The organism is Rhodococcus sp. KRD162 (assembly GCF_017168335.1).
Classification (GTDB): Bacteria; Actinomycetota; Actinomycetes; order Mycobacteriales; family Mycobacteriaceae; genus Rhodococcoides.
Genome location: NZ_JABFAU010000001.1, coordinates 143669 through 168311, shown reverse-complemented (window position 1 = coordinate 168311; position 24643 = coordinate 143669). Strand labels below are relative to the sequence as shown.

The 24643-nt window shown below is 64.7% G+C and carries 24 protein-coding genes and 1 pseudogene; 11 read left to right on the top strand and 14 right to left on the bottom strand.

Annotation, left to right across the window (positions count from 1 at the left end; translation table 11 throughout):
- Positions 1-22: 22 nt before the first annotated feature.
- On the top strand, positions 23-1414 hold the full coding sequence (locus J1M87_RS29205; RefSeq protein ID WP_206486782.1) for a WS/DGAT domain-containing protein: 1392 nt from the start codon (positions 23-25) through the stop codon (positions 1412-1414).
- A 75-nt stretch (positions 1415-1489) separates the two neighbouring features.
- The gene (locus tag J1M87_RS00805) at positions 1490-2371 is read left to right on the top strand and encodes a PE-PPE domain-containing protein (protein WP_206486781.1); all 882 of its coding nucleotides are present in this window, start codon (positions 1490-1492) and stop codon (positions 2369-2371) included.
- On the opposite strand, the gene J1M87_RS00800 is transcribed toward J1M87_RS00805, so the two are convergent.
- From J1M87_RS00800 to J1M87_RS00785, 4 genes are all read right to left on the bottom strand, one after another.
- A complete protein-coding gene (locus tag J1M87_RS00800; RefSeq protein ID WP_206486780.1) occupies positions 2337-2813 on the bottom strand; it encodes an SRPBCC family protein in 477 nt (158 codons plus the stop codon). The genes J1M87_RS00805 and J1M87_RS00800 overlap by 35 nt on opposite strands.
- 10 nt (positions 2814-2823) lie before the next feature.
- A complete protein-coding gene (locus J1M87_RS00795; RefSeq protein ID WP_206486779.1) occupies positions 2824-3183 on the bottom strand; it encodes a VOC family protein in 360 nt (119 codons plus the stop codon).
- A 16-nt stretch (positions 3184-3199) separates the two neighbouring features.
- A complete protein-coding gene (locus J1M87_RS00790) occupies positions 3200-4156 on the bottom strand; it encodes an alpha/beta hydrolase family protein (protein ID WP_206486778.1) in 957 nt (318 codons plus the stop codon).
- 74 nt (positions 4157-4230) lie between these two features.
- Positions 4231-6144, bottom strand: coding sequence for an alpha-amylase family protein (locus J1M87_RS00785; RefSeq protein ID WP_206486777.1), 1914 nt, complete (start codon positions 6142-6144; stop codon positions 4231-4233).
- A 71-nt stretch (positions 6145-6215) separates the two neighbouring features.
- Between J1M87_RS00785 and J1M87_RS00780 the strand changes: the two genes are divergently transcribed.
- Positions 6216-7175 carry an SDR family NAD(P)-dependent oxidoreductase gene (locus tag J1M87_RS00780; protein WP_206486776.1) on the top strand — a complete coding sequence of 320 codons (960 nt, stop codon included), beginning with the start codon at positions 6216-6218 and terminating at the stop codon, positions 7173-7175.
- Between the two features lie 6 nt (positions 7176-7181).
- On the opposite strand, the gene J1M87_RS00775 is transcribed toward J1M87_RS00780, so the two are convergent.
- The gene (locus tag J1M87_RS00775; RefSeq protein WP_206486775.1) at positions 7182-7721 is read right to left on the bottom strand and encodes a hypothetical protein; all 540 of its coding nucleotides are present in this window, start codon (positions 7719-7721) and stop codon (positions 7182-7184) included.
- Positions 7722-7761: 40 nt separating this feature from the next.
- Between J1M87_RS00775 and J1M87_RS00770 the strand changes: the two are divergent.
- Positions 7762-9135: pseudogene (locus tag J1M87_RS00770) on the top strand (FAD-binding oxidoreductase).
- 5 nt (positions 9136-9140) lie between these two features.
- Here the strand turns inward: J1M87_RS00770 and J1M87_RS00765 are convergent.
- Positions 9141-9470: a hypothetical protein gene (locus tag J1M87_RS00765; protein ID WP_206486774.1), complete on the bottom strand. Its 330-nt coding sequence runs from the start codon at positions 9468-9470 to the stop codon at positions 9141-9143.
- Positions 9471-9616: 146 nt separating this feature from the next.
- Here J1M87_RS00765 and J1M87_RS00760 point away from each other — a divergent pair, with 146 nt between their 5' ends.
- Entirely contained in the window at positions 9617-10033 is a 417-nt protein-coding gene (locus J1M87_RS00760; RefSeq protein ID WP_241256177.1) for an ABC transporter permease, read from the top strand.
- 79 nt (positions 10034-10112) lie between these two features.
- Here the strand turns inward: J1M87_RS00760 and J1M87_RS00755 are convergent, their stop codons facing one another.
- Positions 10113-10529, bottom strand: a complete 417-nt coding sequence (locus tag J1M87_RS00755) for a hypothetical protein (RefSeq protein ID WP_206486773.1) — start codon at positions 10527-10529, stop codon at positions 10113-10115.
- Positions 10530-10654: 125 nt separating this feature from the next.
- Here J1M87_RS00755 and J1M87_RS00750 point away from each other — a divergent pair, with 125 nt between their 5' ends.
- Complete coding sequence (locus J1M87_RS00750) at positions 10655-11827, top strand: winged helix DNA-binding domain-containing protein (protein ID WP_206486772.1); 1173 nt, start codon at positions 10655-10657, stop codon at positions 11825-11827.
- 78 nt (positions 11828-11905) lie between these two features.
- On the opposite strand, the gene J1M87_RS00745 is transcribed toward J1M87_RS00750, so the two are convergent.
- From J1M87_RS00745 to edd, 7 genes are all read right to left on the bottom strand, one after another.
- Positions 11906-12523, bottom strand: a complete 618-nt coding sequence (locus J1M87_RS00745) for a class I SAM-dependent methyltransferase (RefSeq protein ID WP_206486771.1) — start codon at positions 12521-12523, stop codon at positions 11906-11908.
- A 114-nt stretch (positions 12524-12637) separates the two neighbouring features.
- The gene (locus J1M87_RS00740) at positions 12638-13633 is read right to left on the bottom strand and encodes an alpha/beta hydrolase family protein (RefSeq protein WP_206486770.1); all 996 of its coding nucleotides are present in this window, start codon (positions 13631-13633) and stop codon (positions 12638-12640) included.
- 217 nt (positions 13634-13850) lie between these two features.
- Positions 13851-14930: a redox-regulated ATPase YchF gene (ychF, locus tag J1M87_RS00735; RefSeq protein WP_206486769.1), complete on the bottom strand. Its 1080-nt coding sequence runs from the start codon at positions 14928-14930 to the stop codon at positions 13851-13853.
- Positions 14931-14942: 12 nt separating this feature from the next.
- Positions 14943-15737 (bottom strand): TIGR03620 family F420-dependent LLM class oxidoreductase, encoded by a 795-nt coding sequence (locus tag J1M87_RS00730; RefSeq protein ID WP_206486768.1) that lies wholly within the window; start codon positions 15735-15737, stop codon positions 14943-14945.
- A gap of 48 nt (positions 15738-15785) precedes the next feature.
- Complete coding sequence (locus J1M87_RS00725; RefSeq protein ID WP_206486767.1) at positions 15786-16115, bottom strand: CD225/dispanin family protein; 330 nt, start codon at positions 16113-16115, stop codon at positions 15786-15788.
- Positions 16116-16194: 79 nt separating this feature from the next.
- Positions 16195-16812: a bifunctional 4-hydroxy-2-oxoglutarate aldolase/2-dehydro-3-deoxy-phosphogluconate aldolase gene (gene eda / locus J1M87_RS00720; protein ID WP_206486766.1), complete on the bottom strand. Its 618-nt coding sequence runs from the start codon at positions 16810-16812 to the stop codon at positions 16195-16197.
- Between the two features lie 30 nt (positions 16813-16842).
- Positions 16843-18666: a phosphogluconate dehydratase gene (gene edd / locus J1M87_RS00715; RefSeq protein ID WP_206486765.1), complete on the bottom strand. Its 1824-nt coding sequence runs from the start codon at positions 18664-18666 to the stop codon at positions 16843-16845.
- A 142-nt stretch (positions 18667-18808) separates the two neighbouring features.
- Between edd and J1M87_RS00710 the strand changes: the two genes are divergently transcribed.
- The 5 genes from J1M87_RS00710 to J1M87_RS00690 all read left to right on the top strand — a co-directional run bounded on the left by J1M87_RS00710 (position 18809) and on the right by J1M87_RS00690 (position 24636).
- Positions 18809-19990 (top strand): ROK family transcriptional regulator, encoded by a 1182-nt coding sequence (locus J1M87_RS00710; protein WP_206486764.1) that lies wholly within the window; start codon positions 18809-18811, stop codon positions 19988-19990.
- 128 nt (positions 19991-20118) lie between these two features.
- Positions 20119-22392: a carbon starvation CstA family protein gene (locus J1M87_RS00705; protein ID WP_206486763.1), complete on the top strand. Its 2274-nt coding sequence runs from the start codon at positions 20119-20121 to the stop codon at positions 22390-22392.
- Positions 22393-22563: a YbdD/YjiX family protein gene (locus J1M87_RS00700; protein WP_206486762.1), complete on the top strand. Its 171-nt coding sequence runs from the start codon at positions 22393-22395 to the stop codon at positions 22561-22563.
- A gap of 115 nt (positions 22564-22678) precedes the next feature.
- Positions 22679-24142 carry a DNA-3-methyladenine glycosylase 2 family protein gene (locus J1M87_RS00695; protein WP_206486761.1) on the top strand — a complete coding sequence of 488 codons (1464 nt, stop codon included), beginning with the start codon at positions 22679-22681 and terminating at the stop codon, positions 24140-24142.
- Positions 24139-24636, top strand: coding sequence for a methylated-DNA--[protein]-cysteine S-methyltransferase (locus J1M87_RS00690; protein WP_206486760.1), 498 nt, complete (start codon positions 24139-24141; stop codon positions 24634-24636). The genes J1M87_RS00695 and J1M87_RS00690 overlap by 4 nt, the downstream gene beginning before the upstream one ends.
- Positions 24637-24643: the final 7 nt, after the last annotated feature.

Here is a 24643-nt window from a genome sequence, read left to right as displayed (position 1 = left end):
TCGCAGCGAATAGGCTCCTCGGGTGCCTCGTGTTCGACTGCCCCGTGTTCGACCCGACGACAAACGCTCCGAGCGCCACTGCGGTCTGCACCCGGTCGATGCGCGTGCGCACTGGATGGCGGCGAAGATTCCGAGCGACCAATTTCTGCTGTACTGCTTCGATCGCGGGCCCGGCGACCTCGACACCGAAGTGCGACGTCTGCTCGAACGCAGCGCTCGAATCGACGTGTTGCGCACGCACATCACCGATGGCCCACTGCGTCTGACCTACCCACGGTGGACCGCAGCCCAGCCAGGCGCAGGGGCGATCTCCGTCCACCGGTCGCCGCTCACCTGGAGCGAGTGCCTCGATGCCATCGCAGCATCGTTCGAGCATCAGGTCGATCCGAGGGTGTCGGTATGGCATCTGCACCTGTACCCGAACGTGACCGATGCACCCGGCGGTGACGGGGCGGCCGGCGTTGTCGTGCTGCAACTTTCGCACGCGGCTGCCGATGGGTCGCTGGCATCACAGACTGCTCGTGATCTCCTCGGACTCCATCGGCTCCCGCCCGCGCGCGGGTGCCACTCGGGCTCGACCGCAGCCGAGCTGAAATCGGTCGCGCGGGCCGTGGCCACCCTTCCGTTTCAGGTGGCGATGCTCGTTCGCGGCGGACTTCGTGCGCGACGCGATGCCGAGGCACTCGAACGCGCCACCGAATCCGGGTCGGTTCCCCGCCCCGCACAGTCTCGGGCCCTGACCACTGTCGACGTTGCTCCCGCCGGACGGACGTCCATTCGGACGATCGTGCTGCCCAAGGCCGAACTGCAGACCTCGGACACCACCGTCACCACCTTCGCGCTCACCGCGATATCGATTGCCCTGCAACGCTTCCTCGGCGATGCATCGGATCTGGCCGCGGAGGTGACACTCGCGCGAGCAGCGCGTCCGGACGCCCGAAACAACTTCGGCAACGTCGGCGTCGGGCTCTTTCCCACCGAACCCGATATCCGCACTCGCATGCTGCTCATCTCGCAGGATCTGACCGCGCGGAGAACCCGCGCGAACCATCCACTGTCGACGGCGGCCCGGGCATCACAGGACGCAGCAGAGACCCATGTGCCGGCGTTTCTGGCCGAATGGGGCGTCGCGCAGTTCGATCCGACGGCGATTCCGCCGACAGTCACCGGCAATACCGTCGTATCCAGTGTCTCGCGCGGCGCGGCAGACCTCACCTTCTGCGGCGGATCGGTCCGGTTCACCGCAGGCTTTCCCGCCCTCTCCCCCGCCATGAGCCTGACCCATGGAATCCACGGAATCGGCAACACCGTCACCGTCGGGATCACCTCCAACAGCGCGGCCGTCCATGACCCCGACCGGTACGAGGCACTCCTGCGCGACGCCTTCCGCGAGGTACGCACCGCCCTGACGTGATCCGGGGGCGAATGCCAGGTATTTCTCAGTGTTTGCGGGGGATCGAGCTCAGGTTCGCAGGCCAGACTGGCATTCATGAGCCAGCAACAGGTCACCGTACTCGCGGTCGGCGGTACCGGGGAGTCGCGCCCTTCCGACCACCGGCCTCGGGTGACCGGGCTGCTCGCCTCCGTGACCAGCGCACTCGACGATCGTTTCGTCGGTCAGTGGGTGGGCTATCCGGCCTCGTACGGTCCTGTCGCGCTCGGTGGACTGTCGTATCGCCACAGCGCAGACATCGGCGTCCGGCGACTTTCTCGCGCGATCGATGCCACCACGGGTCCGATCGCCCTGATCGGCTACTCGCAGGGAGCAACCGTCGTACGCGAGGTGCTCGGCCTGATTCACGACGGAACGATCGACGGAACTCGCATCGTCGCTGCGGGCCTGGTGTCCGATCCCCAACAACCCGCGGGTGCGGTGAGCGACTGCTCGGGACGTGGCGTCGCCGGCGTGGGTCCGGCTCTGCCCGAGTCGATTCCGGTCAAGTGGATCGGCCTGAAGTCCGACATGATCTGCAATGCCAGCGACGACAGCCTGATTCGCGATATCGCAGACCTCACCCGATGGATGTCGTTTCGGACTCCGAGAATCTGGCTGCGCGAGCTATGGAAACTTCTGCGCAGCAACAGTTTCCAAAACGCCACTCGGACCCGACTGCGGCCCTCGCAGTGGGTGCACGATGTCCGACGCCTCCGCACCGCAGCCACCGAGATCGCCGGCTACCTACCGAAGTCGATGCGGTGGCACCGATTCGAGTGGGCGAACCCCGGCGGCGGCCGGCATATCGCGTACGCGCGTGAACCCTACGAGGGCGATCTGACGGGTTGCCAGGTTCTCGCTCGCTGGCTCACCGAGCAGGAAGATCTGCGCGAGCGGACGCTCAGCCCTGCTCTGCAACAGCGGCGAGTTGCCTGAGTCCCTTCTCGAAATCCGATCCGACGAGCTTGTCCATTACGGGGTAGACCGACCCGATCAGGCGGAAGAGCAGGTTCTGTTTTCCGGACATCCGCCAGGTCACGTGGGTTCCGTCGGCAGCAGGCTCCAGTACGAACGCCGTGACGTTTCGATTCTTGAACGGCTTGGTGAATTCGAGATCCAGGACGACGAGCTCGCCTGGCACCGATTCGATGATGGTCATCGTCCCGGCCCCGGCCTTCCGGTTACCCGACCACGCATACGAGGCTCCGACTCCGGCGTCGGGACCGGCGTACGTACGCATCAGATCCGGATCGAGTCCCTCGTAGGGCGACCATTTCACCCACTCGTGAAAATCGTCGATCAGAGCGTGCACGGTTGCCGCGTCCGCCTGCACCACAGTCGAGCGTTCGACGAGCACCGGGGCGTTGTTGTCGGTCATAGTGAATTCGTCAGCCTCTCTTGCACAGGCAGAAGATATGTCCCGCGGGATCGCGGAACACCCAGAACGAGGAGTGCTCGTGGTCGATCAATTCGGCACCGGCGGCGACGACGAAGTCCCGGGACTGCTCCATGTCGTCCACCACCAGATCGAGATGGATCTTGATGCCCTCGTTCGGCCAGTCGACCGGGGTGAAATCCGGTGCCTGCTGGAATGCCAAACGCAATTCGCCCGGTCCATGCACCACCACCCAGTCACCGTCGTCACGCACCGATTCCCACCCGAGGATGGTGCTGTAGAACCGGGCGAGAGCAGCCGGGTCCGGGCAGTCGAGGACGGTGTAGTCGACGGTGATCCTCGGAGTCGTCATGGCGACAGCGTAACGATCAGCCACCGAGCGCGGGGGCAATAGTCTCGAACCATGCCTCGTGCAGGTGCTGCTCCCAGTGGTTCCACCAGTGCACACCGGTGCCGGTGATCTTGACGTTGGGCCGTCCGCCTGCCGCCTGAAGGAGGGGAACGAATGCGCGGCTGCTGATGCCCGCCGCAGTCTCGAGCGGCACCATCTGCGCGAACTTGACGGGGTCGAAACTGCTGCTGGCCGGGTTGAACACCGGATCCGTTGCCGGCGAGCCACTTCCCGAGGAGACGAAGACTGCCGTGTTGCGCAGCGCACCGACGTTCAGGGACGGGTCGTTGCGGATCCAGTCCGCGGACGGCCACGCGCCCCACATGTTGCGGGCGTTGCCGCCCATCTCGCCGACCGCCACCGAGATGCCCTGCGCGAATCCGGGGCTGCTGGCCGTCGGGTAGCCGCTGAACGACGCGACCGCCTTGTAGAAGTCGGGCCGGTGGGCGGCGAGGTTCAGCGCCGAGGTACCGCTCATCGACAGACCTGCCACCGCGTTGTTGACGTTGTCACTGCCGAAACGATCGGCCATCACCGGTGGCAGCTCCTGGGTGAGGAAGGTTTCCCACTTCACCCGTCCGAGCTTGGGGTCGTCGCGCTGCCAGTCGGAGTAGAAGGTTCCGCCGCCGCCGAACGGGATGACCACGTTGACGTGCTTGTCTGCGAAGAACTGCTCCACGTCCGTCTCGATCAGCCAGCCGCTGTTGTTCTCGGGTGCGCGCAGGCCGTCGAGCAGATACAGCGTGGGTGCCGGTCCGCCGCCGGCCGCTTCGAGCACCTTGATCGGGATGTTCTTGTCCATCGACGGCGAGTAGACGTAGACGAGCTCGGAATCGGCCTTCGCCACACCGGTGCCCATCAGGACCGTTGCCATCGCGGCGACCAAGACCGCCACAACGGCGAGCACCAGACCTCGTATCCGAGCATGCAGCATGGAGATTGTCCCCTTGTTCGTATCGACCCGACCGTCCCGGGGAGGGTAACAGCCAGATCACGGACTCGCCTGTTCTAGCGAGCGGGGCTGTCGACCACCCACCAGGCCGCATACGGCGGCATCCACACCGACCCGGTCCCGTCGACCTGCAGATCGTGCTGCGAGAGCACCTCGGTCGGGGCCGGGATGCCGAGTTCGATCAGCTCGGCGTGCGGAAAGGGTCGATGCTGCGCAGTCACGTTGTAGAGGGCGACCAGGGTGCCGCTGGGGTGACGCCTGCGCACCACGAGGATTCCGTCGTCGGACTCGGGCTGCACGTCCACCGGTGCCTCGGCGTGCAGCATCGGCAGTCCGGCGCGCACCTTCGCGATGCGAGCGATACCGTCGAACACCCGTTGCGCGTCGCTCCCCTGCTGGAATCGGCCTGCTCGATCGGCATCGGTCACGCGAGGCCGATGCACCCACCGATTGTCCTCCGAGTGCGCCGGTTCTTCGGCCCAGTCGAGATCACCCGGAGAGCCTATCTCGTCGCCGCTCCAGACGACGGGAATACCGCCCCACCCGGCAATGATGGCATGCGCCAGGAAGATTCGACCGAATGCGCCGTCGGGATCGAGACGTGATGGGCCGAGCCCGGTCAGTGCTGCGGCGGTTCCGCTGATCCGGCGGTCCCCGGTGTCCGGGTTGTACTGGAACACCAGACCTTCGGACCAGGAGCCGTCGAACTCGCCGGAATACCACTGCGCCAAGAATTGGCGATGCCCTGCGCCCGAGAGTCCGAGTGACGCCGCGTCACGGTCGTCGATGGCCCAGCCGATATCGTCGTGGCAGCGCACATAGGTCACCCAGGTGCCACTCGGCGGTGTCGGGGGCAACGACGCCAAGGCGTGCCGCGCCAACGCCGTACTGCCCGTTGCCAACATCGACCACACCTGCACCATCAGAGAATTGTGATACGCGATGTCCGATACCCGGCCCGTGTGCCGCCCTTGTCCCAGGTACGGCAAGAGGTCGCGGGGTCCGACGATCGCCTCGGCCTTGAACAGGGTCGCCGGAGCCGCCAACCGAGCGGTGGCTCGCAGCGCCTGAGTGACCGCATGCACCTCGGGTTGGTTCTGACAGTTGGTGCCGAGCCGTTTCCAGAGAAACGCGATTGCGTCGAGCCGCAGCACTTCCACCCCGAGGTTGGCCAGGTGCAGCACGATGCCTGCGAACTCCTGCAGCACAGCAGGGTTGGCCCAGTTCAGATCCCACTGCCACTCGTTGAACGTCGTCCACACCCATTCGTCGAGATCTGGATCGAGGGTGAAACTGCCGGGCGCGAAATCTGGAAACACCTCGGGGAGGGTGCGCTCGTACGAGTCCGGAGTGGCGCGATCGGGGTAGATCAAGAAGTAGTCCCGGTACCTCGGATCGCCGGCGCGCGCCTTCTCGGCCCATTCATGCTCGCGGGCAACGTGATTGAGAACCAGATCGACCACCAGGCTGATCCCACGTCCGCGCAGGGTCTTCGCGAGGGTGTGCAGATCCTCGTTGGTGCCCAGATCTTCTCGCACCGACCGGTAGTCCATCACCGCGTAGCCGCCGTCGTTGTCACCGGGCCTGGGTTGCAGCAGCGGCATCAGATGCAGGTAGGTGACACCGAGATCGGTCAGGTGGTCGAGCCGCTCCCCCAGTCCGCGCAGCGTCTGCCCGTATCGGTCGACATAACAGGCGTAGCCGAACATGTCGGGCTGCTGGAACCAGTCGGGTTCGAGCAGACGGCGCTGATCGAGTCGGTGCAGCTCCTCGGATCGGTCCGCAAACGCGCGTGCGGCGATCTCGACCAGAGCGGTCGCCACCGCGTCCGGCTCGGGGTAGACGGCGGTGACCGCGTCGTGCAGATCGGGAAACCACTGCTCGAGACGCAACTCGAACGTCTCGCGTCGGTGTGCGGGAAGTTCGGCGAGGATCTCGCGGGTGACGTTCGAGACGGCGGGGTGAACCATGCACTCATTCTGGCATCGACCCCGACGTGCGGACGCGCATACATCCGGTTACCGCGGGGTATCAGAACGCCATGTCATTGCTGACCCGCACGCTGGACACGATCCTCGACCGAGCAGTCGTTCCCGGATACTCCCGCATCGGTGCCACGGTGCGTCGGCGGTTCTGGGCTGCCGATCCGTCGCCGTTCCCCGCCCCCATCGATGTGGTGGTGACCGGCGCGTCCTCAGGCTTGGGCGCTGCGACGGCGAAGGAACTGGCCCGGCTCGGGGCGCGAGTGCACCTGGTCGGCAGGTCGGCCGAGCGGCTCGAATCGGCCGCCGCGGCCATCCGAACCGAGGTGCCCGACGCCTCCCTGGTGGTGCGCGAGTGCGATATCAGCAATCTCGATTCGGTGGCGACCCTGATCGCGGCGTTGGCATCGGAGCTCACCGCGGTGCATGCTCTGGTGCACTGCGCGGGGGTGATGCCGGATGGACGGTACCTCTCGGCACAGGGACACGAGTCGGCATTCGCCACGCACGTCCTCGGGCCGGTCGCATTGACGGTGGGATTACGGGAGCTGTTCGACGCAGGGTCGAGGGTCGTGTTCGTCTCGAGCGGCGGTATGTATGCAGTGCCACTGCAGAACTCGGACTTCGAGTACGAGAACGGCAAGTATTCGGGCATGACGGCCTACGCTCGCACGAAGCGCATGCAGGTGGTGGTGGCCGAGCAACTGGCCGATCATTTTGCGCTCGAGGACGATCCGGTGGTGCACAGCATGCATCCGGGCTGGGCAGCTACGCCCGGGGTCGCCGATTCGATGCCGATGTTCGGTTCGGTGATGAAGCCGATTCTGCGCACTGCCGAGGACGGTGCCGACACCATCGTCTGGCTCGTGGCGGCCGACCGTGCACTGACCAGCACCGGCACATTCTGGCACGACCGCGCTCCGCGCCCGACTCATTACCCGTCCTGGCGTGGGGATTCCCCTCGCGTGCGAGATGCCCTGTGGGCCAGCGTGGTCGAGGCAACGGGAATCGAGCTCTGACTCGATTCACCGCTCGGCTGTCGGTCGTTTCAGCCCACCGACTGCGTTCCGAACGAGCACCAGCAGGGTCAAGCCGATCCCCCAGCCGAGCATGCACAGGATGACACCCACACCCGACTGACCGGTCACGTCGGTGCTGGCTTCGAGGCAGAACGCCGTCGAGAACCCAGCGGTCATGCCCAGCGCAGCGACGCGTCCGCCAGTCCTCTGCCATCGCGACAGATGCGCGGCAAGCAGGCACAGCAACACCACCGTCGCCCCGCATGCGGCCACTTGCCAGGACGGGAACGCATTCGGGGCCGGGAGCCCCGGGCCACGAAACTCACCGCGTTGATCTGCAGACCAGCTCAACCAACCTGCACACGAGGCGAAACCCGATGCGAGCGCCAGCGATCCGGTGGCCCACAAGCCCAGCGGGCCGGCTCCCGCTCGCTCACCACTCTTCGTGAACTGGGCCCACAGCACGAGAGCCCAGGCTGTCGACGGCACGCCGACGAAAACGAAGACTATCCACAGAAACTGAGACCACGAAAAGTCGACTGCCATGGCCCGACGCTAGCGGACATCGCCTGGCTACAGTCGAGACATGTCGCTCGTCGATCAGTTGTCGAACTCTCTCCCTGCGGATCGCGTCGTCGTCGATCCCGATGTCATCGCGTCGTACCAGCACGACGAGGCGGAATGGGCACCGTATGCGGTGCCTGTCGCCGTCGTGCGGCCCCGTAGTGCCGAGGAAGTGCAGACTGTCGTCAGGGTGTGCCTGGCTCATGGCGCGCCTGTCGTCACGCGCGGCGCTGGGACCGGACTGTCCGGCGGCGCGAATGCCACCGAGGGATGCGTCGTGCTTGCGATGGACGGCATGGATGCGATCAAGGAGGTCGACCGGCTCGAGCGCTATGCCGTCGTCGAGCCGGGGGTGGTCAACGACCACCTGCGGGCAGCGGTTGCCGAGCACGGTCTGTGGTATCCACCGGATCCGGCAAGCGCACCCTGGTCGACAATCGGCGGCAACGTTGCCACCAACGCGGGCGGGCTGTGCTGCGTGAAGTACGGCGTCACCCGCGATTACGTGATGGGCATGCAGGTGGTGACCGGAACCGGAGATCTGGTGCGGCTCGGGCGTAGAACAGCCAAAGGCGTTGCCGGATATGACCTTGCCGGGCTCATGGTCGGGTCTGAGGGCACGCTCGGCATCATCACCGAGGTGACTGTCGAGCTGCGTCCGCTTCAGGGGCCGCAACGGACCGTTGCCGGTTACTTCGATTCGATCGTCGACGCCGGGCGTGCCGTTGCCGCGGTTGCCGCCGCCGGATTGACACCTTCGGCGTTGGAACTCATCGACAAGCAGTGCCTCATGGCCGTCGACGCCTGGTAGAACATGGGCCTGTCCGTCGAGGCGAATGTGGTGCTGCTCGGGCGGATCGACGATCCTGGCCTCGTCGGAGACCAGGACGCCGAGAAGATGCTCTCGTGCTTCGACGAGGCCGGGGCCACGTGGTCTGCGGTGTCGACCGATCAGGAGGAGGCCGACGCGCTGTTCGCGGCCCGGCGGTTGGCGTATCCGGCGATGGAGCGCCTGGGGCCGGTGCTGACCGAGGACGTGTGTGTTCCGAAGAAGCATGTGCCCGAGATGCTTTCGCGTATCGAGCAGATCGGCCAGCGATACGAGACGACGATCGCCAACATCGCCCACGCCGGTGACGGAAACCTGCACCCACTGCTCATCACTCCGCTGGGCGACGTTCCGGCCCGAGAGCGTGCCCAGGCTGCCTTCGCCGAGATCATCGAGGCTGCTTTGGAACTCGGCGGCACCGTGACCGGCGAGCACGGAGTGGGGCTACTCAAGATGGACGGCTTGGTGCAAGAACTCGATCCGGTGGTGTTGAACATGCACCGAGCTGTGAAGAAGGCGCTGGATCCACACGGAATCCTCAACCCGGGCAAGGTGTTCGTGTCGTAACGGTTTCAGCCCTGTGGTTGTGATCTCAGCTTGCCGTTGTGCAGCATGGTCACCAGCAGACTCGGCAGGCCGTTGACCAGCACAAGGACCGTCACCACGACGCCCAGGGCCAGCCACGGCTCGGTCAGCCAGAATTGATGGCCGAGCTGGAGCGCACCGACGACACTCAGCATCCATCCGGCGGCCTGAGCGCTGCGGGCACGTTGGACAGATTTGCCTGGATACGAGCCGTTCACTGTTGGCAACCTGTTGCCGTAGTTCTCACGAACCGCGATCCGAGCGGCCACGACGTGAAGCAGAACGGCGATCGTGATGGCACACAACGCAAGCGACATGTGGTCGTCACCCTTCTTCCCGATCGGTTCCTCACCGCAGTCTCGCAGGCCAGGCGGTGATACGCCAGGGACCATGCGCATCGGATCCAACATCCGTTCGGGTGCACTTCGGCGTTGCTCTCCCATGAGATGGTTAGGCTGCGGTCATGGTGCGATCGGTGTGGTGGGCTCTGGCCGTTGCCGCGTTGGCCTATACGGCGTGGGGCGGGACGTCGCTGACAATGTTCGACGTGTCGATGGCGTGCTCGAAGATCGGCGAGGGTGGTTCCTACCGATGCAGCGACCGCGCCGTCGACGTGATGGGGGTATGGCCTCTGATTGTCGTGGGGCTGCTGCTCGCCACGCCACCTACGGTGGCAGCGATAGCAATGCGTCAGTGGGTTTCCTGGTTTGCGGTCGTCTCCCTGTTTGTTTTTTTCGCTGCCGGGGTCGTGTACGTGACGTACGACTCGTACACGAACTTGCTCTTTCTCGCGCTTCCCATGGCAGTGGTCGGATCGATCACCGTAATGTTCCAGCGATCTGCCTCAGCCGCACGCCAGAAGCGGCACCATGCGCTGTGAGCTAGGGATCATCCGGAGCCACCGCCAGAGGTGCAGCAATTATCGTGTTATCCGACAAGACTCGACTCCAGTCCGGCGTTCAGCGATGCGAGGCGGTTCGGCGCTTGGCTGACGTGACCATCAGCTGGGCAATCGTCAGCAACAGCGCGAGTGCGGTCCCCGGGAGGCCCCCCAGAGTCGACACCAGCGATGGCGTCGAACCGCCCGCTGAATAAAAGCCCACGGCCGTAAGGACGAGCATGGTACCCGTAGCTGTCCATGCCATCCAGATTCTGCCCACGCCAGCAGTGACCAGAAAGAGGACAACTGGAATTGCCAACACCAAGACGAGTGGGAAACCGAAGTAGTCCAGTAGCGGCTGTTCGCAGCTTTCGGAACTCATCGACAAGCCCAGTTCGCAATCGGTGATTTGATACATCGGCCAATTCGAAACCGAGACACCGAGCGCGACGGCAACGGCGGCGAGCAAGACCCACCCGGCCCGAACAACTGACATCGTGTGATTGTGTCATTGTCCGGGGACACTCGTCGGCAGCGATACTGGACTCGTCTACTGGTATGACCAGCGCGCAACTCGCCGTTTCGGCGGCCCTGCGCCACAAATGCCGTCACACTGATCGCGTGAAGATCACCGATGCCCAGCGGCGACACCGGCTCGTCGCGCAGCACTTCGCCCGTGCCTCGACTGCCGACGAGGTTGTGTCGTCATTGCTCGCGTTGCACGCCACCGACCCGGCGACGGTCTATCTCTCGGTGTTGGCGCGTGCTCGATCGCTGGGACTGGTCGATATTCGCGACGCGATGTACGAACGCCGAAGCTTGGTCCGCCTGATGGCGATGCGGCGCACGATGTTCGTCGTTGCGCACGACGACGTTCCGATGATCCATGCCGCTGCGAGCCTCGGTGTTGCGCGCACCATGCGGGCGCGCTTGGTCAAACAAGTCTCGACTTTGCCCACCGAACCGGTGATCGACGACGTCGAATCCTGGCTTGCTGCAACGGAACAAGATACCGAGACGACGCTACGCTCGATGGGTACAGCGACCGGGGCCGAGCTCTCGGCCACAGTTCCCGGCCTGAAGACTGCACTGCTTCCGACCACCGACAAGGTGTACGACGTCAAGAGATACGTCACCTCCGAGGTGCTGGTGATGATGGCCGCCGAGGGAAAATTGGTGCGCGTCGAACCACGGGGCGCATGGACTTCTCGGCGGCATGCCTGGGCACCGATCGATCATTGGTGGCCGGACGGAATACCCGACGTCGATGAATCCCAGGCACGTGCCGAACTTGCCCGACGCTGGCTCGAAGTATTCGGACCGGCGACGCTCGACGACCTGCAGTGGTGGACGGGCTGGAACAAGACGCAGACTCGTGGTGCGGTCTCGGGCCTGGACACCGTGGCGGTCGAACTGACCGAGGGCGACGGAATCATGTTGTCCGGCACTACCTTCGACAAGCCTGCCGGCACCAGCGTCATGCTGCTGCCCGCGCTCGATCCCACCCCGATGGGTTGGAAGCACCGCGCTTGGTATCTCGGTGAGCACAAGGCCCCGCTGTTCGACACCTTCGGCAACATCGGTCCGACCATCTGGTCCGGGGGCCGCATCGTCGGAGGTTGGGCTGTGACCGGATCCGGCGAACTGGTCACCGAGCTACTGGAAGACGTCGGCTCGACGGTATCGAAAGCCGTTGTAGCCGAGGCCGAACGTCTCACCACCCTGCTCAACGGTACCGCGGTGGTCCCGTCCTTCCCGACACCGTTGGAGAAGAAGTTGCGGGGGAAGAAGTAGCGGGTATTTGCCTACGAATTATTCATTTGCCCACCGTCACAGGTGGGCATCTGCACAATCTGTGGGCACACCGTGGCGTCAGAAGGAGTAGCGGCCTTCGGCCCAGGCACGGGCAGCCGGCGGGGTCACCTCGTCGACAGGTTTACCGTCGCGAAAGTACTGCATATGCAGAATTCGACCCTCCTCGGCTGCTTCCTGCCAGGCCTGAGTCGGGCCTTCACCGAACCAGAGCCACGGCGTGATGTCGTCCAAGATCACGACCGTTTCCTCGGTGGCGAGCGCACGTAGATCGTCGAGGTCCGCGCGAGCACCTTCCACCGAATGATCACCGTCTACGAAGATGACGTCGAACCGCACGTTCGGGTGTTCCTTCGCATAGGCCGCGATGGTGGTGTGCGAATCACCTTGGATCAGGGTGTGGCGGCCCGGAAAGTGTTCGTCGATATGGGCTTTCGCGGCGGCACTGTAGGTGTACGCGGCCAAGTCGAAGGACACGACGGTCACGTCGGGCGACGCGGACAGAAAGGCCCAACTCGAGAAGCCTGCATTGAACCCGACTTCACAGATCAGCGTCGTACTCGGCCGGGCCGCAAGCGAGGACAGATATTTCTGCTCCGCCTCGTCGGCTCCACGCTCGAAAGGTTGCCCAGCAGTGGCCGTCTGGTGCACCAGCGCTTCGAGCTCCTGCAGACCCATCTACGTTCACCTATCGTCTGATTCGGAGCGTAGCCAAGATCGATGTGCGCCGCAGACGACGCCTGACAGCAGAACACGCCACTACGATGATCGATGTTGCTCAGCAGGAAAAGCTCACCGCTCGAGCCCCGCGGCCAGCGTCGGCCAGCTCTTCGCAAGCTGGTCGGCCCAGTACGGCCACGAGTGCGTACCAGGGCTGCCCAGATCGAACGTGGCCGGGATGTTCAGCTCGGCGAGCCTGTCACGCAGCAGGCCCGTGCAGAAATCGGTGCCTACTTCGATCGCCCCGCCGATCACCAGCGTGTCGAGGTCTTCGAGCGTCTCGTACCGCTCGTGCGGACCGGGGAGGCCGCTGGCGGAAGAGAGGTAGATGGACATTCCGCGCAGCGCTTCTGCGTTCACCAGTGCGTCGTGGGCGGCCCAGCCCGCGTTGAGGGGCCCACCGAGCATGTTGTTCGCGTTGCCGCCGTAACCGGCGACGATGCTTCGCATGAGGACTTGCCCGAGTATGCCCTCGGATAAGAAGCACCCGCTGTACGCCGCGACTGCCGAGTACTTGTCCGGGTTTCGGGCGGCCAGCATCATCGCCGATTGAGCGCCCATCGACAGGCCGGCCACACCGTTACTGCCGTTGCCCTCGAACTCCGCGTCGATCAACGGCGGAAGTTCCTGCGTCAGGAAGGTTTCGAAACGATAGCGGCCGAGGCGGGGGTCGTCGTTCTCCCAGTCGGTGTAGAAACTCGCTGGACCGGCAAGCGGGAGAACCACGTTGACGTTCTTGTCACGGAAGAATTCCGCCGCGTTGCCCTTGCGAAGCCAGATGCTGCTCGACGGTTCGTTCTCCCCGGATCCGCTGAGCATGTACAGCGTCGGACGCGGGCCTTTACGCTCCGCGGGGGTAAGAACCTGCACCTCGATGGTTTGATCCATACTCGGCGAGTACACCGACAGCCACGTCAGCGTCGGGCCGGTATCGATTCGGTTCTCGATCCGCGCCGGATGGCTCGGTGCAAGATTTTCGGTGTCGATGTCTTCGGCAGCGGCGGGCACGCCCACTGAGAAGGTGAGCAGAACTGCGATCACCACGAGAACCGGCCGCACGCCGAACATAGAACCTCCACTGCCCGCGGCACTGTTCGACCGCTGTCGTCGAGGCAGTGTTGCACGAAGGAAGGGCAAGAATCGGACCAATCGTTCGCAACTTGTGGAAAATCCGGGATTCAGCCCGTTTTGCGTTGCACCGATTGGAGTAGTTCAGCACCTGCCGAGGCGGCGAGCTGCCAACACGTGACATGGCCCGGGTGACCTACTGATGTCGCGCGTCAGGCTAGACGTTGAAGCGGAACTCCACCACATCACCGTCGGCCATGACGTAGTCCTTGCCCTCCATACGCACCTTGCCTGCAGCTTTGGCCGAGGCCATCGACCCTGCGGCGATCAGGTCGTCGAAGGAGACGATTTCGGCCTTGATGAAGCCGCGCTCGAAGTCGGTGTGAATGACGCCTGCGGCCTGGGGCGCGGTATCTCCCTGGTGAATTGTCCACGCGCGAGCCTCTTTCGGGCCTGCGGTGAGGTAGGTCTGCAGCCCGAGGGTGTGGAAGCCGGCGCGCGCCAACGCGTCGAGTCCGGGCTCGGTCTGTCCTACGGATTCGAGCAGCTCGGCCGCCGATTCCTTGTCCAGCTCGAGCAGCTCCGACTCGATCTTCGCGTCGAGGAACACTGCATCGGCGGGCGCAACCATCCGCGCGAGTTCGCCGATCTTCGCGTCGTCGGTGAGCACCGACTCGTCGGCATTGAAGACGTACAGGAAGGGCTTGGTGGTGAGCAGCTGGAATTCACCGAGCAACTCGAAGTCCAGCTTCGACTTCGCCGAGAACAGCGTTTTGCCGTCGTTCAGCACTGCCTGTGCTGCCAGCGCCGCGTCGAGAGCGGGCTTGCGGTCCTTCTTGATCCGCACCTCCTTCTCGAGCCGCGGGATGGCCTTCTCGAGAGTCTGCAGATCCGCGATGGCGAGTTCGGTTTCGATGACCTCGATGTCTGCGGTCGGGTCGACGCGGCCGTCGACGTGCACCACGTCGTCGTCGGCGAAGACACGAACGACCTGACAGATGGCGTCGGCCTCACGAATGTTGGCGAGGAATTTGTTGCCCAGGCCTGCGCCCTCGGACGCACCCTTGACGATGCCGGCGATGTCGACGAACGACACCAGCGCAGGCACGAGCTTCTCCGAACCGAACACCTCGGCCAGCTTCTCGAGCCGGGGATCCGGCAGTGCAACCACTCCGACGTTGGGTTCGATGGTGGCGAACGGGTAGTTCGCGGCCAGCGCGTCGTTGTTGGTCAGTGCATTGAAGAGGGTGGACTTGCCGACGTTGGGCAGTCCGACGATTCCGAGGGTGAGGCTCACGGTCTATGGAGTCTACTTTGACGACACCACCAGCTCGGACAGTGCCCGGCCAGCAGCAATGCTCGACGCTCCGAGTGGAGCCAGAACCACGTGATCCGCCCCGGCCTCACGGTGGGCAGTCACCCGAGCGGCGATGTCGCGGACGCTCCCCCACACCACGAGCGCGTCCACCAATCGGTCGCTGAGCTGGTCGACGTCGGCGTCCGTGAATCCCATCCGCAGGAAGTTCTGCCGATAGCCAGGGACCGTCGCGAGAAAGCTCAACGGCTGCCGTGCTGCGGCGCGGGCACGATCCGGATCTGACTCCACGACGACGAACTGATCGACCACCAGCTCGGCCGTCCCCAGGCAGTGCCGCGCCTGCGCCGTCCACTCGGGATTCACGAGCAGCCCGATCGCGCCGGCAGCGCGGACTCGAGCCATCTCCAGCTTCTTCGGCCCGAGCGCCGCGAGCAGAATTCGATCCGCGGGCACAGCGAGGTCGTCGAGGTAGCGATGCAGCCCCGCCAATGGCCGCGCGGTTTGTGGCCCACCGAGGCCGAGGACGAATCGACCGGTACCCGAGAGCTCGTCGAACAGTTCCCCGGTCTGCCCAGGCGAGTACACATCGACCGGCACGATTGCCGGAACGATGGTGGCGGTCTCGGTCGCGCGAACCAGATCGGCCAGCCTGCCGAGCCGATCGATCTGCCCGCCCGGCAGCCAGACCGAGGTGAATCCGAGTGATTCCAACTCCCGTGCATCGTCGAGATACGACGGCGACACGTCGATGGAAATGCCGATTGCGCCGAGACCGAGTATGTCCATGCCCGTGACGCTAGAACCTCGAGTTATGTCGAGGTCAAGTGTCGGGACCTAGTACGAGTTCGCGACGACCAGTGCAATGAAGGCGAAGTACAGAACTATGAGGACGAAGAATATCCCCAGCGACAGTTTCCCGAAGAACGCTGCGCGATTCGACGAATACTGTGCGCCCTGAACATCTCCCATCATCCACAGCGGATGAACCTTGAGTGCGTGATTGAACGCCGGGATGGCCACCGGCCAGAAGAAGATGATGGCGACGACGGCCCACCCCGCATTGGACGACGGCAGAGCCGGTGCCTGCGCATAGGGCTGAGCTGCCGGATACGGCTGGTGGGGCTGCTGGAACTCTGACTGCTCGTACGGATTCGACATGATCATTTCCCCCGATTGTTCGATGACGGACAACCAGTAGGACGCCGCATCGTCACGTCTGGTTCCCTCTGCGGAGGGGGAATTTTCAGACCAGTTCGGCCGTGGCGACCGCGAGAGCGACGATTGCGTCCCAATCTTGCTCTGCGACAGCCGCGGCGGGAGTGAGCCACGACCCTCCCACGCATCCGACGTTCGGCAGCGCCAGGTACGGCGACGCGTTGGCGGTGGAGATGCCACCCGTCGGGCAGAATCTTGCGGCCGGAATCGGCGAGTGGATGGACTTCAGAAAATTCGCCCCACCCGATGCCTCGGCGGGGAAGAACTTGAGCTCGGTGTAGCCGTCTTCGAGCAGGGTGAGCACCTCGGACACCGTTGCGGCACCGGGCAAGTGAGGCAATCCGGTGTCTCGCATGGCTTTCGTCAGAGATGGTGTGCAGCCCGGCGAGACCAGGAACTGTGCGCCCGCGTCGGCGGCCTGCTTGGCCTGACCGGGAGTGATGATCGTGCCTGCGCCGACGAGGATCTCGGGGACCTCCGCCGCGATGCGCTCGATGGCGTCGAGTGCCACCGGAGTGCGCAGGGTCAGCTCGATGACGGGCACCCCGCCCTGCACCAGGGCGCGAGCGATGGGAACGGCATGCTCGAGGTTCTCGATGACGACGACGGGGATGACAGGTACGCGGTCGAGCAGGGATGCAGTCACGTTGTTGCTTTCTTGTCGATTTACGGGGACTCAGCGCATGACGAACATTGCGCCCTCGTCGGCAGGGCCGACGAGCGCACGCATGCCCGAGAACAGGTCACGACCGGTGCTGGACCACTCGTCCTTGTCCAAGACGCGACCGGTGACCGGTCGGGCTTCGAATTCGTCGAGCGGAACCTCGATCGACAGTGTGCCGTCGAGTGAGTCGAGGGTGATGATGTCACCGTCGACAATTCTCGCGATCGGTCCCCCACTCGCGGCTTCGGGCGTGAGGTGAATTGCCGCAGCGACTTTTCCGGAGGCACCGGACATCCGGCCGTCCGTGATCAACGCGACGGACCGGCCCTTGTCCTGCAGGATTCCGAGCGCGGGGGTGAGCTTGTGCAACTCGGGCATACCGTTGGCCTGCGGCCCCTGGTAGCGAAGCACGGCAACGAAATCGCAGTCGAGCTCCCCGGCCTCGAATGCTTCGAGGAAGTCGGCTTGGTCGTCGAAGACTCGCGCCGGTCCGGTGACCACCCGATGTTCCGGTGCCAAGGCGGAGGTTTTGATGACGCATTTTCCGATCGGCCCCGTCAACATCTTGAGTCCGCCGTCGGCGCTGAACGGCTCGTTCGCACCTCGTAACACGGTGTCGTCGTGACTCATCCGAGTACCGTCCTGCCACATCACCCCGTCACCGTCGAGCTTCGGCTCCTGCGTGTAGCGTCGCAGACCCAGCCCGGCAACGGTTTTCACATCCTCGTGCATCAACCCGGCGTCGAGCAGTGACCCGATGACGAACCCGAGTCCACCGGCCGCGTGGAAGTGGTTGACGTCGGCCTTGCCGTTGGGGTAGATCCGGGCCATCAACGGCACCACGGCCGACAGATCCGACAGGTCCTGCCATGTCAGCGTGATGCCAGCAGCTTTCGCGATGGCAACGAGGTGCATCGTGTGGTTGGTCGAGCCGCCGGTGGCGAGCAACGCGACACAGCCGTTGACGATCGACTTGACGTCGATGACCTCCCCCACCGGGGTGTAGTTGCCTCCGAGCGAGGTCAGACCGGTGACGACGTGCGCGGCCTCGCGGGTCAACGCGTCGCGCATGGCAGTTCCGGGGTTGACGAACGACGACCCCGGTAGGTGCAGACCCATGACCTCCATGAGCAGCTGATTGGAATTGGCCGTTCCGAAGAACGTGCAGGTGCCACTGCCGTGGTACGACGCGGCCTCGGCGTCGAGCAGAGCCTCTCGGCCCACCTTGCCCTCGGCGTAGAGCTGGCGAGCTTTTGCCTTCTCCCCGTTGGGAAGTCCGGAGGTCATCGGGCCGGCGGGTACGAACACCGCGGGAAGATGGCCGAAACTCAGTGCGCCGATGAGCATTCCTGGGACGATCTTGTCGCAGACGCCGAGCATCAGGGTGGCGTCGAACATGTCGTGGGACAACGCAATTGCCGTCGACATCGCGATGATGTCCCGGCTGAACAGCGACAGTTGCATGCCGTCGCGGCCCTGCGTGATGCCGTCGCACATCGCGGGGACGCCACCGGCGAACTGCGCGATGCCCCCGGCATCGATGACCGATTTCTTCAGGGCGGCCGGGTAGGTCTCGAACGGCTTGTGCGCCGAGAGCATGTCGTTGTAGGCGGAGACGATCGCGATGTTGGGCTTGACCATGCCGCGTAGCGCCTGCTTGTCGGCTTTACCGGAGGCCGCGAAGCCATGCGCGATGTTGGCGCAGGCGAGGCGGCCGCGGGCGGGGCCCGAATCCCCGGCAGCGGCAATTCGAGCGAGATAGGCGGTGCGGTCGGACTGGCTGCGGTCTGCGATGCGGTCGGTGACCTGACGCAGAACCGGATGAAGAGTGTCCATGAGTGCCTCCGATGTTCGGTCTCTCACGACTCAGCGTAGAGCTACTTCGGCCCCTCGACAACCCAACTTAAGCTTTTCAAAGTTAAAAGTATGCGTTCTTCGGGTGTTGCCGTAAAAGTTGCCAGTTGGTTGAATGACGTATATGTCGATGCCGCGCCTGAGCGCCCCACCTGCCACCGCGGGTGAGATATTTGCTCTGATTCGCGACGGAGAAGCAGACACCCGCGCGGAGTTGGGCCGGATCACCGGACTGTCACGATCGGCAGTCGCCACCCGCGTCGCCGCACTCACCGGCCTCGGACTTGTCATCGAAACCGAGGACACCCAGTCGACCGGCGGACGCCCTCCGGCGCGAGTGTCCTTCGATGTGGACGCAGGCGTCGTACTCGCCGCCGCGATCGGACGCAGTCGGTCACAACTGGGCGTGTTCGGCCTCGGCGGAGAATTTCTTGCCGGCGACACCGTCGACCAGGAGATCGGCGTGGGCCCCGACGAACTGATGCCGCAGATCACCAAGCGGCTGCAGGCCTTGCTCGACGAGTCGCACCGAACCGGACATCGCATCCTCGGGGTCGGTCTGTCCATCCCCGGCACCGCCGACACCTCCCGCGGCTGCAGCCTGGACTCGCCGATCATGCACGGCTGGGACGGGGTGCCGCTGGCACCGTTCTTCGCGGACATCACGTCGGCACCGGCGTTTCTCGACAACGACGCCAATGCGATGGTGCTCGCCGAACGCCGAGACAATCGAGATCGCTTCCAGAATGCCCTACTGGTCAAGGCCTCGACGGGCCTCGGAGCCGGAATCGTGGCGGGCGGGGCATTGCAGCGCGGATCACTCGGAGCCGCAGGCGAATTCGGCCACACCAAGACGGCAGCGGCGGCCGGCGTCGCGTGCAGGTGCGGCGACAGCGGCTGCCTCGAGGCCATCGCCGGCGGCTGGGCGCTGGTCAAGGCGCTCGCCGAACAGGGACGCGAAGTCGGCCACATCCGCGGCGTGGTCGACCTCGCGGTGAGCGGCGACCCCGAAGCACGCAGACTCATCCGCGACAGCGGACGCCACATCGGCGAAACCCTGGCCGGAGCCGTGAACCTGCTCAACCCCGAGGTACTCATCGTCGGCGGTGACATGGCCAATGCCTACGACATCTTCGTCGCCGGCCTGCGCGAAACCGTCTACGGCAACGCCACCGCACTGGCCACCAAAGCCCTCACCATCCAGGCCACCACCCACGGCGACCTCTCCGGGGTCATCGGAAGCGCCGCACTGGTGTTGGACCAGGTGCTCAGCGCCCGGGCCGTCGACGACGCCCTCGGTAGCTGACACGGCCAGACCCCGCTCGTCGCAGTACAGCAACCGTCGGGCGCAGGACGCCGCGTCGATTCGAGGACGCGCACGATCTCCACGCATAGGGTGATCGCAGTCACACCTGCGAGCATGGAGACCCACACATGTCACTGAAATCGGCCGGCGATCCACACGTCGAATTGCTGAAGCCCGATCCCGATCTACCACCAGTCGGCGTCGTCGAGACGCATCCGATGTCGACGGCAAAACGTCTGATGCTCGTCGCGATCGGCCTGCTCGGCGGCGTCGCCTGGACGATCATCGCGATCGTCCGCGGGGAGAACCCCAACGCCGTCTGGTTCGTCATCGCCGCAGTCTGCACCTACATCTTCGCGTTTCGCTTCTATGCCAGGCTGATCGAACGCAAGATCGTCTTCCCGCGCGACGACAGGGCCACGCCCGCCGAGATTCTGGAAAACGGCAAGGACTACATGCCGACCGATCGTCGGGTGCTGTTCGGCCACCACTTCGCCGCCATCGCCGGTGCGGGCCCACTCGTCGGACCCGTGCTCGCCGCTCAAATGGGCTATCTACCCGGCACCATGTGGATCATCATCGGCGTCGTGTTCGCCGGTGCCGTCCAGGACTTCCTGGTGCTGTGGATCTCGACGCGTCGCAACGGCCGCAGCCTCGGCCAGATGGCCCGCGACGAACTCGGCGTAGTCGGTGGTACCGCGGCACTGATCGCGGTGTTCGTCATCATGATCATCCTGATCGCGGTGCTCGCCCTCGTCGTCGTGAACGCACTCGCCGAAAGCCCATGGGGTGTCTTCTCCATCGCGCTGACCATTCCGATCGCACTGTTCATGGGCGTCTACCTGCGTTACCTACGCCCGGGCAAGGTGTCCGAGGTGTCCCTGATCGGCGTCGTGCTGCTGCTCATGGCAATCGTCGTCGGCGGTTGGGTTGCCGAAACAGACTGGGGTAGCGACTGGTTCACCCTCTCCAAGGTCACCGTCGCGTGGCTGCTGATCGGCTACGGCCTGCTCGCCTGCATCCTGCCGGTCTGGCTGCTCTTGGCCCCTCGCGACTACCTGTCGACGTTCATGAAGGTCGGCACCATCGCGCTGCTGGCCGTCGGCATTCTGATCGCTCGGCCCGAGATCCAGATGCCTGCCATGACCACCTTCGCCACCGAAGGCAACGGACCGGCGTTCGCGGGATCACTGTTCCCGTTCCTGTTCATCACCATCGCCTGCGGTGCGCTGTCGGGCTTCCACGCTCTGATCTCCTCCGGCACCACGCCGAAGTTGCTCGAGAAGGAAAAGCAGATGCGCATGATCGGCTACGGCGGCATGCTCACCGAGTCGTTCGTGGCCATCATGGCTCTGATCACCGCATGCATCCTCGATCAGCACCTCTACTTCGCCCTCAACGCACCCACGGCGCTCACCGGCGGAACTCCGGAGACTGCAGTGCCCTACCTCAACGGACTGGGCTTGAGCGGGGGTGACATCACCGCGGCCGAACTGAGTCAGGCCGCAGCCGATGTCGGTGAGGAGACGATCGTCTCCCGCACCGGCGGCGCACCGACCCTCGCGTTCGGCATGTCCGAGGTGCTGCATCAGGTGTTCGGCGGACCAGGACTCAAGTCGTTCTGGTACCACTTCGCGATCATGTTCGAGGCCCTGTTCATCCTCACCACGGTCGACGCAGGTACCCGCGTCGCGCGCTTCATGCTCTCCGACAGCATCGGCAACCTGCCCGGAGCCTCGGCCAAGAAGTTCAAGGATCCGTCCTGGCGTCCCGGCGCGTGGATCTGCTCGCTGATCGTCGTCGCGGCCTGGGGCGCAATCCTTCTGATGGGCGTCACCGATCCGCTCGGCGGCATCAACACGCTGTTCCCGCTGTTCGGTATTGCCAACCAGTTGCTCGCCGCCATCGCGCTGACCGTCGTGCTGACGATCGTCGTCAAACGAGGTCTGTACAAGTGGGCCTGGATCCCGGGAGTCCCGCTGGCCTGGGACCTGATCGTCACGATGACCGCGTCGTATCAGAAGATCTTCTCCTCGGTTCCCGCGATCGGATACTGGACCCAGCATGCGCAGTTCCGCGATGCAAAGGCACAGGGACTGAGCGAATTCGGTAATGCCAAGACCCCCGAGGCCATCGACGCGGTCATCCGCAACACCTTCATCCAGGGCACACTGTCGATCGTCTTTGCAGTACTGGTCCTGGTCGTCGTGTTCGCCGGAGTGTGGGTGTGCATCAAGGCTGTTCGCGGAGACGACCTCCCCGACAACGAAGAACCCGAGGTGCCGTCGAAGATCTTCGGTCCCGCCGGATTCGTACCGACCAAGGCGGAGAAGGAAATCCAAGCCGAATGGGACGAGCTCATCACCGCCGGCACCGTCCGCCGACCCGGATCGGCGCACTAGATGCGCGGGCTGTGGTGGTGGATCACCTCGGTGATGGGCGATCACGATTACGACCGCTATGTCGCCCACCTCGCTCGGCACCATCCCGAGCAAGAACCGCCGACCGTGCGGCAGTACTGGAAGGATCGGCACGCAGAGGCCGACCGGAATCCAGGAGCCCGCTGCTGCTAGAGCTTCACCGTCGTGCGCCTTTTGCGTACCTCTGTGTACGCAAAAGGCGCACGAGGGGCGCAGCCCCGTCCGATTTCCGCTAGCACTGGCGCGTTCGCGCTGACACAGTGGACCTATGAGCGGCGAACGGCAGGTGCAGGAACTGGACTTCGATCGGTGTTATCGCGCGGTCTCCTCGCGTGACGCACGGTTCGACGGCCAGTTCTTCACCGCCGTCCGCACCACCGGCATCTACTGCCGACCCTCCTGCCCGGCGCGCACACCCAAACCGAGCAACGTCTCGTTCCTGGCGACCGCAGCAGCGGCACAACAATCCGGCTACCGCGCCTGCCGCCGCTGCCAGCCCGATGCCACCCCGGGTTCCCCGCGCTGGAACATCCACTCGGACCTCAGCTCTCGCGCGATGCGTCTGATCTCCGATGGCGCGATCGAGCGCGGTGGCGTCGACGGGCTCGCCCGCACCCTCGGCTACTCGACCCGCCAACTGACCCGAGTGTTGACCACCGAGGTGGGTGCAGGCCCCTTGGCACTGGCTCGTGCACACCGGGCACACACGGCCCGCACGCTGATTCAAACCACGGATATGTCGATGTCCGACATCGCGTTCGCTGCCGGGTTCTCCAGCGTCCGACAGTTCAACGACACCGTCAAGGAAGTGTTCGCCGTCGATCCGACTACTTTGCGCCGGGAGGCACACCGCACCGCAACTCCCACCGCGGGCGGAACGGTGACCCTGCGGCTGCCCTACCGCCCGCCACTCGATCGCGGTTGGATCGAGTGGTTTCTACGCGGCCACGTGGTCGAGGGCATCGAATCGTTCTCCGATGGTGAATACGTGCGATCGATGCGCCTGCCACACGCCGCCGGCCTGGTGGCACTGCGGGTGATGGACGGATTCGTCAGTGCCGCAGTGACATTGCAGGACATGCGCGATCTCGCTCCCGCCGTTGCCAGAATCCGACATCTTCTCGACCTCGACGCCGATCCACTGGCCGTCGACGACGCCCTGAGCACCGATCGACAGTTGGCACCGAGCCTTGACGCCCACCCGGGTATCCGCGCACTCGGGGTGGTCGACGGCGCGGAGATGCTGCTGCGCACCGTGATCGGACAACAGATCTCGTTGAAGGCCGCAGCCACCCACACCGCCCGACTCGTCGAGGCACTCGGCACACCGCTGGACCTGGGCAATGCAGAGGTCACCACATTGTTCCCCGACGCTGCGGTGATCGCCGAACGCGGCCACGAGGTCCTCACCGGACCGGTCGCCCGCGTGCAGACCGTCATCCGCGTCGCCGACGCCATCGCGTCGGGAACCCTCGTGCTGCATCCGGCGCGAGAAGCCCCCGACCTGGAACGAGAACTGCTCGCGCTCAAAGGTATCGGACCGTGGACCGCCCGGTACGTGGTGATGCGACTGCTCGGTGATCCCGACGTTCTTCTCGACACCGATCTCGTCGTCCGCCAGGGCGCACAGGCACTGAATATCTCGTTGACGAACTCTGCCCGCTGGGCACCGTGGCGTTCGTACGTATCGATGCACCTGTGGATCACCGCACTGGAAAGAAGACAACCATGACTGCAGCCGCCGCCACCCAAGACAGCCCGATCGGCCCGTTCACCACCATCGTCGACGACGATCAGCGCGTCCTTGCCTCCGGCTGGACCGCCGACGTCGATGAACTGAGAATGCTGATTCACCCGACCTTGCGACCCGACACCGTGCGCAGCCGCGCGGATCTCGGCGGCGTCACCGCCGCCGTCGCGGCGTACCACCGAGGCGAGTTGCATCGCATCGACGAGGTCGCCGTCGCGCAACGCTCCGGTGAATTCTTGATGCACGCCTGGGATGTACTGCGCACCGTCGAGCCCGGAAAGCCGGTGACCTACTCCGAGTTCGCGGACCTCTCGGGCCGACCCGCTGCCATCCGCGGCGCGGCCTCTGCGTGCGCTCGCAATGCTGCCGCACTGTTCGTCCCGTGCCACCGGGTGGTGCGCATCGGCGGCGCACTCGGCGGCTTCCGGTGGGGATTGCCCGCGAAGAAGTGGCTGCTGACGCACGAGGCCGACTGACCGGGTA

What these genes read in the sequence shown, in the direction of transcription:
- J1M87_RS00780 (WP_206486776.1), top strand. Translation starts at nt 6,216, where the DNA reads ATGTCATTGCTGACCCGCACGCTGGACACGATCCTCGACCGAGCAGTC.
- J1M87_RS00700 (WP_206486762.1), top strand. Translation starts at nt 22,393, where the DNA reads ATGCGCGGGCTGTGGTGGTGGATCACCTCGGTGATGGGCGATCACGAT.
- J1M87_RS00760 (WP_241256177.1), top strand. Translation starts at nt 9,617, where the DNA reads ATGGTGCGATCGGTGTGGTGGGCTCTGGCCGTTGCCGCGTTGGCCTAT.
- J1M87_RS00765 (WP_206486774.1), bottom strand. Translation starts at nt 9,470, where the DNA reads ATGTCGCTTGCGTTGTGTGCCATCACGATCGCCGTTCTGCTTCACGTC.
- J1M87_RS00795 (WP_206486779.1), bottom strand. Translation starts at nt 3,183, where the DNA reads ATGACGACTCCGAGGATCACCGTCGACTACACCGTCCTCGACTGCCCG.
- J1M87_RS00755 (WP_206486773.1), bottom strand. Translation starts at nt 10,529, where the DNA reads ATGTCAGTTGTTCGGGCCGGGTGGGTCTTGCTCGCCGCCGTTGCCGTC.
- J1M87_RS00745 (WP_206486771.1), bottom strand. Translation starts at nt 12,523, where the DNA reads ATGGGTCTGCAGGAGCTCGAAGCGCTGGTGCACCAGACGGCCACTGCT.
- J1M87_RS00805 (WP_206486781.1), top strand. Translation starts at nt 1,490, where the DNA reads ATGAGCCAGCAACAGGTCACCGTACTCGCGGTCGGCGGTACCGGGGAG.
- J1M87_RS00690 (WP_206486760.1), top strand. Translation starts at nt 24,139, where the DNA reads ATGACTGCAGCCGCCGCCACCCAAGACAGCCCGATCGGCCCGTTCACC.
- edd (WP_206486765.1), bottom strand. Translation starts at nt 18,666, where the DNA reads ATGGACACTCTTCATCCGGTTCTGCGTCAGGTCACCGACCGCATCGCA.
- J1M87_RS00790 (WP_206486778.1), bottom strand. Translation starts at nt 4,156, where the DNA reads ATGCTGCATGCTCGGATACGAGGTCTGGTGCTCGCCGTTGTGGCGGTC.
- J1M87_RS00725 (WP_206486767.1), bottom strand. Translation starts at nt 16,115, where the DNA reads ATGATCATGTCGAATCCGTACGAGCAGTCAGAGTTCCAGCAGCCCCAC.
- J1M87_RS00800 (WP_206486780.1), bottom strand. Translation starts at nt 2,813, where the DNA reads ATGACCGACAACAACGCCCCGGTGCTCGTCGAACGCTCGACTGTGGTG.
- J1M87_RS00785 (WP_206486777.1), bottom strand. Translation starts at nt 6,144, where the DNA reads ATGGTTCACCCCGCCGTCTCGAACGTCACCCGCGAGATCCTCGCCGAA.
- J1M87_RS00730 (WP_206486768.1), bottom strand. Translation starts at nt 15,737, where the DNA reads ATGGACATACTCGGTCTCGGCGCAATCGGCATTTCCATCGACGTGTCG.
- J1M87_RS00695 (WP_206486761.1), top strand. Translation starts at nt 22,679, where the DNA reads ATGAGCGGCGAACGGCAGGTGCAGGAACTGGACTTCGATCGGTGTTAT.
- J1M87_RS00705 (WP_206486763.1), top strand. Translation starts at nt 20,119, where the DNA reads ATGTCACTGAAATCGGCCGGCGATCCACACGTCGAATTGCTGAAGCCC.
- J1M87_RS00740 (WP_206486770.1), bottom strand. Translation starts at nt 13,633, where the DNA reads ATGTTCGGCGTGCGGCCGGTTCTCGTGGTGATCGCAGTTCTGCTCACC.
- J1M87_RS00710 (WP_206486764.1), top strand. Translation starts at nt 18,809, where the DNA reads ATGTCGATGCCGCGCCTGAGCGCCCCACCTGCCACCGCGGGTGAGATA.
- J1M87_RS00775 (WP_206486775.1), bottom strand. Translation starts at nt 7,721, where the DNA reads ATGGCAGTCGACTTTTCGTGGTCTCAGTTTCTGTGGATAGTCTTCGTT.